Origin of the sequence: Sporosarcina sp. E16_8 (assembly GCF_017347095.1) — a bacterium.
Lineage (GTDB): Bacteria > Bacillota > Bacilli > Bacillales_A > Planococcaceae > Sporosarcina.
Genome location: NZ_JADPRZ010000043.1, coordinates 22,516 through 31,318, shown reverse-complemented (window position 1 = coordinate 31,318; position 8,803 = coordinate 22,516). Strand labels below are relative to the sequence as shown.

At 43.0% G+C, this 8,803-nt stretch carries 12 protein-coding genes; all 12 read right to left on the bottom strand.

The window, feature by feature from the left end; genetic code table 11:
• Positions 1–655: 655 nt before the first annotated feature.
• The 12 genes from I2484_RS17100 to I2484_RS17045 all read right to left on the bottom strand — a co-directional run bounded on the left by I2484_RS17100 (position 656) and on the right by I2484_RS17045 (position 8,746).
• Positions 656–1,252: a SpoIIE family protein phosphatase gene (locus I2484_RS17100; RefSeq protein ID WP_207152270.1), complete on the bottom strand. Its 597-nt coding sequence runs from the start codon at positions 1,250–1,252 to the stop codon at positions 656–658.
• Positions 1,252–2,103, bottom strand: a complete 852-nt coding sequence (gene sigB, locus I2484_RS17095) for an RNA polymerase sigma factor SigB (protein WP_481886418.1) — start codon at positions 2,101–2,103, stop codon at positions 1,252–1,254. The genes I2484_RS17100 and sigB overlap by 1 nt, the downstream gene beginning before the upstream one ends.
• Positions 2,072–2,551, bottom strand: a complete 480-nt coding sequence (rsbW, locus tag I2484_RS17090; protein ID WP_207152269.1) for an anti-sigma B factor RsbW — start codon at positions 2,549–2,551, stop codon at positions 2,072–2,074. Before rsbW ends, sigB begins: the two co-directional genes overlap by 32 nt.
• Complete coding sequence (locus I2484_RS17085; protein ID WP_207152268.1) at positions 2,538–2,879, bottom strand: STAS domain-containing protein; 342 nt, start codon at positions 2,877–2,879, stop codon at positions 2,538–2,540. The genes rsbW and I2484_RS17085 overlap by 14 nt, the downstream gene beginning before the upstream one ends.
• Positions 2,880–2,946: 67 nt before the next feature.
• Entirely contained in the window at positions 2,947–3,960 is a 1,014-nt protein-coding gene (locus I2484_RS17080) for a PP2C family protein-serine/threonine phosphatase (RefSeq protein ID WP_207152267.1), read from the bottom strand.
• Positions 3,961–3,974: 14 nt separating this feature from the next.
• Complete coding sequence (locus I2484_RS17075) at positions 3,975–4,376, bottom strand: anti-sigma regulatory factor (RefSeq protein ID WP_207152266.1); 402 nt, start codon at positions 4,374–4,376, stop codon at positions 3,975–3,977.
• A 2-nt stretch (positions 4,377–4,378) separates the two neighbouring features.
• Positions 4,379–4,741, bottom strand: a complete 363-nt coding sequence (locus I2484_RS17070) for an STAS domain-containing protein (RefSeq protein WP_218628050.1) — start codon at positions 4,739–4,741, stop codon at positions 4,379–4,381.
• Complete coding sequence (locus I2484_RS17065; protein WP_207152265.1) at positions 4,738–5,568, bottom strand: STAS domain-containing protein; 831 nt, start codon at positions 5,566–5,568, stop codon at positions 4,738–4,740. The genes I2484_RS17070 and I2484_RS17065 overlap by 4 nt, the downstream gene beginning before the upstream one ends.
• 178 nt (positions 5,569–5,746) lie before the next feature.
• A complete protein-coding gene (locus I2484_RS17060; RefSeq protein ID WP_067205315.1) occupies positions 5,747–6,097 on the bottom strand; it encodes a type II toxin-antitoxin system PemK/MazF family toxin in 351 nt (116 codons plus the stop codon).
• A 4-nt stretch (positions 6,098–6,101) separates the two neighbouring features.
• On the bottom strand, positions 6,102–6,392 hold the full coding sequence (locus I2484_RS17055) for a transcriptional regulator (protein WP_255452426.1): 291 nt from the start codon (positions 6,390–6,392) through the stop codon (positions 6,102–6,104).
• 133 nt (positions 6,393–6,525) lie between these two features.
• Complete coding sequence (gene alr / locus I2484_RS17050; RefSeq protein WP_207152264.1) at positions 6,526–7,665, bottom strand: alanine racemase; 1,140 nt, start codon at positions 7,663–7,665, stop codon at positions 6,526–6,528.
• 73 nt (positions 7,666–7,738) lie between these two features.
• Positions 7,739–8,746: a LolA family protein gene (locus tag I2484_RS17045; protein WP_207152263.1), complete on the bottom strand. Its 1,008-nt coding sequence runs from the start codon at positions 8,744–8,746 to the stop codon at positions 7,739–7,741.
• Positions 8,747–8,803 lie beyond the last annotated feature (57 nt).

Genomic DNA, 8,803 nt, shown 5'->3' with positions numbered 1-8,803 from the left:
GCACATAGCTGGATTGCTTATGACCCGAGCGGCTGGCGCCTGGAGCTAGACACTAAGAAAAGCGCAAGGCGCCTTCTAGACGCGACAGGCATAAGGCGAGCCAGCGACGTGGCGCTCTTTGCCACATAGCTGGATTGCTTATGACCCCGAGCGGCTGGCGGCTGAAGCTAGACACTATTCTAAGTCAAAAAATCGTATACCTTCTTACCTGCGAACAAAAGCGCAAGCGCCTGTTCAGGGGCGACAGGCATAAGGCGAGCTGGCGAAGCGGCGTTCTTTGCCGCACAGCCGGACCGACTTATGACCCGAGCCTCTAGGCGTTGGAGTCTGGACGGCAAGAAAAGCGCAAGTCGCCTTAAAAGGAACGCAGCTTAAGTGCGCCACTTCCTGTGGCAACAGCTGCATGACCTACATCCTGTAGGCCCGCGACAGGCATAAGTCGATCCAGCTATGTTGCGCTCTTTGCCACATAGCTGGATTGCTTCTAACCGAGCGGCTGGTGCCTGGAGCTAGACACTATTCTAAGTCAATAAAAATTATACTTTCTTACCTGTTCACAGGCGGTGGAGTCCGGACGTGGAATAGCCCCTTTCGCCGGATATCCCCGGTCGAAATTTTCATTATTTCTTACCAAACAAAAAAGCCTACCCCAAACTTACAGAAGTAGGCTTCCAGCTATAAATGTTGCGTCGTCGCCATGTTCAATCGAATCAAGTACTTTTTGATATAACTCATAAGGCCCTGAACTTTCTTTCATTGAAGCTTTTGGACTTCTCAGCGTAACGCCATCTGAATGAAGGAAAAATAGGTCGCCCTTTTCATAGTTGTATTGTTGCATCTTTAACTTTTGGGGTCTCCCTGAAAGATAACCCATTACTGGTAAAGGATAAATCATCTTACCGCAATTATGAAGCATATAAAAACGGACATTGCCAACACAACTATACTGAATTGTTTTTTGCTTGTAATCGGCCTTGACGATAGCTACTGCAGCTCCACGTTTTTGTACCATATGTTCATTACAACGGCTAAGTAATTCGTCTATTGATTCATGATGATATTCCTTCAACACTTTCTGAAGAATTTGAGACGATTGGCGTGCAATCGGTCCATTACCTAACCCATCCGCAATTGCGCAGACGAAATAGTCTTCCTCTGCATGGATAAAGTAGGTATCACCACATTCTCTATTTCCAAACTTCGCTTCCTGATAAACATACGCTTCAACATGTTCTGTTATTATCGAGTCCACTATAACACACCACCAGCCGACAATATTGCTTCCTGTAACTTCTTAATCGCTTTGCGCTGAAGTCTTGAAACATGCATTTGAGAGATACCTAGTCGTTCTCCCGTTTCTTTTTGGCTCAGTTGTTCAATATATGTATACTGGATGATTTGTTTTTCACGTTCCGATAAAACATTTAGAGCATTCGCAACTACCATACGTTGATCTGTTTTCTCAAAGCCACCATCAGTTTCACCAATAATGTCGAAAAGAGTTATCGTACCTCCCTCAGAATCAGCTTCAAGGGTATGATCCATTGAGAGTGCTTGATAACTTCTCCCCATCTCCATCGCTTCAAGGACCAATTCTTCTTCAACATCAAGATACTCCGCAATTTCACTAACAAGGGGAGAACGTTGCATCTCTATCGTTAACTTTTCTACAGCTGCCTTGATTTTTGGCCCCAATTCTTTTATACGACGGGGAACATGTATTGCCCATGTCTTATCACGAAGAAAACGTTTAATTTCACCGATGACTGTTGGCACTGCGAACGCTTCGAAGCTTCTTCCGAATTCCGGATTATACCTACGTATTGCTCCAAGAAGTCCTAACATACCTACTTGGACAATATCTTCATGAAAGGATTTTCCATTGGAATACTTTCGGGCGATTGATTGAATAAGGCGTTCATAGTGAAGAACCAGGTTTGTCTGGGCCTCATCGTCATTGGTCTCCTGATAGCGTTTAATCCATTCAAGGACTTCTATCTTCGTTCCATTTCCACGAGTTGACGGTTCGCTTATCTCCGCTTTAAGTGGCGATTTTTCTTCTGTTTCAGATTCATGAGGAGATGGTTCTTTCGACATCGACATCCTCATCCCCCCGCTCTCCACCGAGATACTTAGTCATAAATACAGTCACGCCCTCCTCATGAAGAACTTTTACATCATCCATAAGTGTTTCCATTAAATAAAGGCCTAGTCCGCCTTCCCGAAGAAATTGAACCTCTTCCTGTTCATTGTATGGTCCGACGCGTTTCTTCGTTTCTTCAAAATCAAAACTTTTTCCGTGATCGGCGACCATTATTTCTAGTTTGTCTACAAACAATGCACAACCAACTACAACTTCTCCACCATCATCTTCCTTATATGCATGCTGAACTGCATTTGTAATCGCTTCACTTGAGGCGATCTTTAAGTCTTCGATTTCATCGTAAGTAAAACCAAGCCGGCTTGCCAATCCTGAAATCGCGAGCCGAGCAACTCCAACATATTGTGCTTTTGCGGGAACCTTGATTTCAATGTAATCATACGGTTGCATCTGTGTCCCTACTTTCTGCCATTACGATATCCATAACTTCAGCTAAACCGGTTATTTCAAATAATCTTTTTAAACGAGCATTTACACCAACTATTTTCACATGTCCTCCATTAGCCTTAACAGCCTTATAAAACCCGACGAAAACGCCAAGTCCAGTGCTATCCATGTATCCAACTTCAGATAAGTCTAACTCTGCTTGCATGTTTTCCATATTTTCAGCTGACGCAAGGCATTCTTTTAGTTTCGGTGCTGTAAACGCATCAATTTCTCCAACAATTTTAAATCGTTGAACACTATTCTCTTCCACTAAGTCAATTTGCAAATTCATAATTACACCCCGAATTCCTTTTGTAAGATTAGCATATTATAGATACATATACCCTTCGCTTAAAGTCTTAAACCTTATCGTTCTCTTTTTTGAAGATTACAATCGTGAAGTCATCACGTAAATGAAAGTTTTGGAGATACGCAAGCCTTTGGTATACTGTATCAGCAATTTCTTGAGCAGATTCGTCTTTCATTTCTGCCAAAATCGATTTGATCATTTGATCATCTATGAAACCAGTATCCGTTCGCACCTCTGTAACGCCATCCGTCATCATCGCGATAAAGTCGCCTTCTTCCAGAAGTACTGATTTCTCTTCATAGACTACATTCGGATGAACACCGAGGAGAAGTCCTTTGGCATGAAGCTCCGTAAATTTCCCCGTCGCCGCTTTATACAGGAGGGCAGGTTCATGTCCAGCGGTAGCATATGAAAAACTAGAGTCTCTTGCATCATACTTCCCATAAAACATAGAAATGAACATCGAATCATCTACACTTTTTTCTACAATCCTGTTAACAATATCAAGGACATTCCTCGGGCTTGTATTTTCATTCCGCAAACCGTCCATTCCAAATTTGATCATTGACATGCAAAGCGCTGCCGGAATCCCTTTTCCGATAACATCAGCTACCGCCACACCCGCTTCGTAACTATTTTCATTCAGAAAGTATATATAATCCCCGCTCATTTGCTTAGCTGGCTCTGTTACAAATCCAATATCAAGCTCTTTAAAATCAGGCTTCCTCGTTTTCAGAAGCGTATCTTGTACTTTTGCTGCTACATTCATTTCAATCTGAATCTCTTCCTGTTTTCGAATGAGACTCTGATGCTCTCTAAGCGCAAGTCCGTAATGAATCATCATTTCAATCAAAAAATCAAACGAGTGCCATAGCTTTTCCGGCATATCCGGTAAGACTAGAGCGAGCGCCGCTTTATGGATACTAATGACTTCTTCAGGTGAAATTTCTTCTTCAATGAATCGCCTGCTAAACTGTTGTCCTAAATAAAGATCTTCTTCATGTTGTCCATCAACATATTGCTGCAGTATTTCTTTATACTGCTTTACAACTTCTTCGGGCATACATCGTCACCTCCTCATCGTAACCATTTTGTGGTGGTAATCGTTGTTCCCTTCCCTAGTTCCGTGTCCACTTTAAATTCATCCATAAGCCTCTTTACACCCGGCATTCCTGCACCCAGTCCTCCCGAGGTCGAAAAGCCATCTTCCATTACCTTACGCATATCCCTAATTCCAGGGCCATCATCAGAAGCTATAATCGTAATTCCATATACATCATTTTCAGAATGTCTCGTGATTTCGATTTTTCCTTTTCCAGCATATAAGTATATATTGCGGGCTAACTCACTAATAGCCGTCGTAATACGTGCCTGATCGACTGTTCCGAAGCCTGACTTTTTTGCTTCATTCCGGCCAAGCTGTCGAGCGGCAACAATGTCCCATTCCGTGTATATATCTACAGAAGACCGGTACTCCATGGTTAGGCCTCCAATTCTTTACGAAGTTTGTCCAACCCGTTTTCGAGATCTAGCGCTGTCAAAACGTTCTCCAAACGGATCCCAAGTTCAATAAGTGTAATTGCAACGGCTGGTTGGATACCTGTAATGACGACCTTCGCCCCCATCAAACCCGACATGCTAATAACGTCCCCCAGCACTTTTGCAATAAAAGAATCGATGAAATCAATTGGCGTCAAATCGATAACGACACCTCTTGCCGATGTTTCATGCATTTTCTTCAATAGATCCTCCTGGAACTGAATTGCCGTCTGATCGTCAAGTTCCCACTGAACAGAGACGATTAACGTATCATTTAGTTTCAATATCGGAATTCGCATATTCATGATTGTTCGACCTCCACTATTGTGCGGTTTGTCAGTCTTAGAGCCCTCTGCATCCCAAGTTGCAACGTGCTCGTTGTTGTGAAATCGTTCAGATTAATACCTAGCGTAACAATTGTTTGGGCAATTTCCGGACGGATTCCAACGAGCATACATTTCGCTCCAACAAGACGAACTGCATCGGCGGCTTGAATGATGTGATGGGCAACCATAGTGTCCACCACCGGTACACCAGTAATATCAAGAAGGACTACTTCAGCGCGTTGTTTCACTACACCTTCGAGCAAGTTTTCCATAATCAATTTTGCCCGTTCCGTATCAATAGTACCGACAAGTGGCATTACTGAGATTTTTTCAAAAACCGGTATCAATGATGCCGATAGTTCCTGCAAAGCAATTCGCTGCAAACTAACAGTCCGGTCCCATTCTGCAGAATAGGCTTCTATGATGCTTTCACGAAGAGGAGTAATCCAGTTAGTGAAAACATCCAGAATAGGTCGCAGATTGCTATCATCAATAATCTTTTTCTCTTCCAATAAATTGAAAGTGGTTTGCGAAAAGTTTTCAATCGCTTTGTTCACAAACTTTATAGACCAACCGAAACGGACTACTTTCTCAGTGAAGTCATTCAATTTTTCTGAATTTATATTATCGCTTCCCGAAAAATTGGATGTCATCAGTTCCGCAAATTCTCTGCTTGTCTTTTCAACGAGGTTAGCCGGCATGAAATGAAAAAAACGTTCTCCTTTTTCTTCTTTCATGCTCAATTGCCAGCGTTCAATAATTTCATCCATATACTGATTGATGCCCTCTACCATTCGCTTATTCATAATTGTCTCGATAAGCCTCCTTATGAAACTATAGTAACCATGCTTTCATTGTATCGAAAATAGTTCTGCAGTACACTCTTTTTGTCACATAAATAAGATTATAGGATTCTTGCCAAAACTTAATAAATCAAAAAACACCACAGAAATGGATCCCATGGTGTTTCTTTTATATGTATGCTCAGAATTTGATGAGGCCGAAACTTACTTCGAGCGCTTCATCGACCTGCTCCATCAAAAATTCATCTAGATGCGTGATCTTATCAGTAAGCCTCGACTTGTCAATCGTGCGGACCTGTTCGAGCAGAATAACCGAATCCCGCTCGAAGCCATATCGTACCGCATCGATTTCAACATGTGTAGGCAATTTCGCTTTTTGAATTTGCGCAGTAATTGCCGCAATAATAACCGTCGGACTAAACCGATTTCCTATATCATTTTGGATAACCAGGACTGGTCTCGTTCCTCCCTGTTCAGAACCAACAACAGGCGACAGATCTGCAAAAAAGACGTCTCCACGTTTTATTGCCAACTTTTCATCCTCCGCTTACGAGACGTTCCACCGTATGCTGGGCTTCAAATTCCACATGCAAGCATTCCGTGGCGATTCTAAGGTTGATTTGCGACATTTCGAGATAACCGTTCATCATCTCTTCTCTGATCGTATCCGATTCATAGTCAGTTACATATCGCTTTGTCGAAATATAAACGAAATCACCACGGTCCAGTTCCTGATGGACGACCGTATGTTCATTTTCATTCAGCATCCGTTTCGGAATTTTAACAATAATTTCTTTAATGTTTTTATTTGCACGCAACGTTAGCACCTCCGACAAACCCGTTCCCTCATTTCAATACAAGTCCATCTTACCATTGTATACCGACAATGAAAAGACACGATAGGAATTTTATTGACAGGATTCTGCAAAGCTGCTAAGTTTTTTGTCGAATGTGCGAATATTATATATTCTGTCCATCTTTCCCTGTGTATATTCTCGGTACTCGCTTCGCAATGGAAACAGCAATTTCATATGGAATAGTGCCAAGTCGCTCGGCCCACTCTTCCACGGTAACTTCTTCAGTACCTTGACGACCTATTAGAATAACTTTTTCACCAACAAGCATTTCCCGTGGAAGCTTCACCATGCATTGATCCATGCAGATGGTTCCAACAATGGGCATTCGTTCTCCACCGATTAGTACTTCCTGGCCGCGCAGACCACGTCTCAAACCATCTGCATAACCCATTGGTATTGTGCCAATCCATTCCGCGCTGGATGTTACATAGGTACCGCCATAGCTGATTCGATTGTCCGCCTCCAACACCTTCACATAAGCAAGTTCACTTTCGATTCGCAATGATTTCTCAAGACGAAATGGTAATTTCCCTCCTACATATTCAGATGGGGCTATGCCATAAAGTCCGATTCCGAAACGTACTGCGTCAAGGGCATATTCAGGATAGAGAAGGGTTGCCGCACTATTCGAAGCATGAACAAGTCGTGGTTTTTCAGACAACGTCTGCACCAGCCCCATGAACTTAGTAAATTGTTCTTCCGCACTTTCAGGATTTTCTTCATCAGCACAAGCGAAGTGTGTGAAGATACCGTCCAGTAGCACTTGTTTAGAACAATTAACGACCGACATAAGGGACCGAAGAGCACTCTCATCCCTCAATCCGATTCTACCCATTCCGCTGTCAATCTTTATATGAATCCTCAATTGTTGCATGGATTTTTTACTGACGTCTAATGCCGCTTGCAACCACTCAGCACTCGAAACTGTTAGTATAATCCCCAATTCAGCTGCTTTTTCAGCAAACACAAGCGGAGACGGCCCCATAACAAGGATGTCCCCGCTAATACCCGCCACTCGGAGTCGTACTGCCTCGTCAGGAGTTGCCACCGAGACCATTTCTGCGCCGACTTCAAAAACAGCTTGAGCTACTTCCACCTCGCCGTGGCCGTAACCATCTGCTTTTACAACTGCAATAACCGCGGTTTCGCTCCCCAAATACTCTTTCAAATTCCGAACATTGGCTTGAATCGCCGCAAGATCGACGACCGCTTGTGTTGGACGATAATGAATAGAGTCTTCCATAACAATCCCTCATTTGTACTGTAGTGCTCTCTATTATCCACCCCTCGCCCTTTCTTCGTCAACCTTAGTTATATTATTTCATCCCCTCCTCTTTCATTGATCCAGCTACTTCAATTAGTTCATCTTGTGTCAACTTATCGGATGCAATGAAGAATGAAACGCCTGCACTTTCCCAACGGATCGAATTTCCTGTAAGTGCAGCAACAGTAAATCCAAGATCGACAGGATCACCTTCAACTGAGACCGGCATTTTATTGTCTGCCCTAACTGCTGGCTCCTGAACAATAATGAACTCTTTCTCCCCACCAAAAGTCATAAATGATCGTGTACCGCTATCCATTTTCACAATTTCTTCATCAACAAGAGTGCCATCCGCCCAAGCTACCGATGGATAAAACGTTGAGAGTCCTGTTTTTTCATCTTCGACGGCTGGTTCGGTTTCTTTACCTGTATCCGTAGCATCCATATCTACTGCATAATCTGCAGCTTTTCGTTCGACGCCAAGTGTAATCTTATTGAATGTAATGCGAATCTTCTCCACTTTATTTTCATCCAAAACAGAGACATAAGTTGGCAGCAGTGTCTTTTTGTCAATATGGATCTGCTGGGTTGGCAAAACCTTCTTATGGTTATTTCTCGTGGCTGTTTCAAAGACGTACGTTTTCTCTTTTTCCGTCATCGTCGCATTTTTATCAGCTTTAATATCTTCTGACAGGGCACCTATTAAATACGCCTGGCTATTTTGTGCAGGCCAGTCACTTTGGAACTTGTAGGTCTTACCAAGTGATGGTGTAACTACAAACACACCTTCTTTATTACGAACAATCATCTGGGAATCCTTACTGCCCGCCTGTGTTACATTAACGCGATAAAAAGCCGGCTTCGTATGCCAAACGGCGACTTCGTATGAACGCGGCTCTGCTCCAGTCTTAATTTCCATGGTCGCTTGCAAGTCATACCCCTTCGCTTCGTTCCACTTTCCACTAAGTTTCTTCATGACATCCTCTTTCGACGGTGCTCCACATGCCGCAAGGATCACCATGACTACAACTAACAAAACAGCAAATATTCGGCTACGCATACAGTTCATCCTTTCTCATTTCAATCGGGTAGGTCATCTTATGAGGAAGGACGAACA

Coding starts and splice junctions, on each gene's coding strand:
- sigB (WP_481886418.1), bottom strand. CDS start 2,103: ATGTCGATGTCGAAAGAACCATCTCCTCATGAATCTGAAACAGAAGAA.
- rsbW (WP_207152269.1), bottom strand. CDS start 2,551: ATGCAACCGTATGATTACATTGAAATCAAGGTTCCCGCAAAAGCACAA.
- I2484_RS17085 (WP_207152268.1), bottom strand. CDS start 2,879: ATGAATTTGCAAATTGACTTAGTGGAAGAGAATAGTGTTCAACGATTT.
- I2484_RS17080 (WP_207152267.1), bottom strand. CDS start 3,960: ATGCCCGAAGAAGTTGTAAAGCAGTATAAAGAAATACTGCAGCAATAT.
- I2484_RS17075 (WP_207152266.1), bottom strand. CDS start 4,376: ATGGAGTACCGGTCTTCTGTAGATATATACACGGAATGGGACATTGTT.
- I2484_RS17070 (WP_218628050.1), bottom strand. CDS start 4,741: ATGAATATGCGAATTCCGATATTGAAACTAAATGATACGTTAATCGTC.
- I2484_RS17065 (WP_207152265.1), bottom strand. CDS start 5,568: ATGAATAAGCGAATGGTAGAGGGCATCAATCAGTATATGGATGAAATT.
- alr (WP_207152264.1), bottom strand. CDS start 7,665: ATGGAAGACTCTATTCATTATCGTCCAACACAAGCGGTCGTCGATCTT.
- I2484_RS17045 (WP_207152263.1), bottom strand. CDS start 8,746: ATGCGTAGCCGAATATTTGCTGTTTTGTTAGTTGTAGTCATGGTGATC.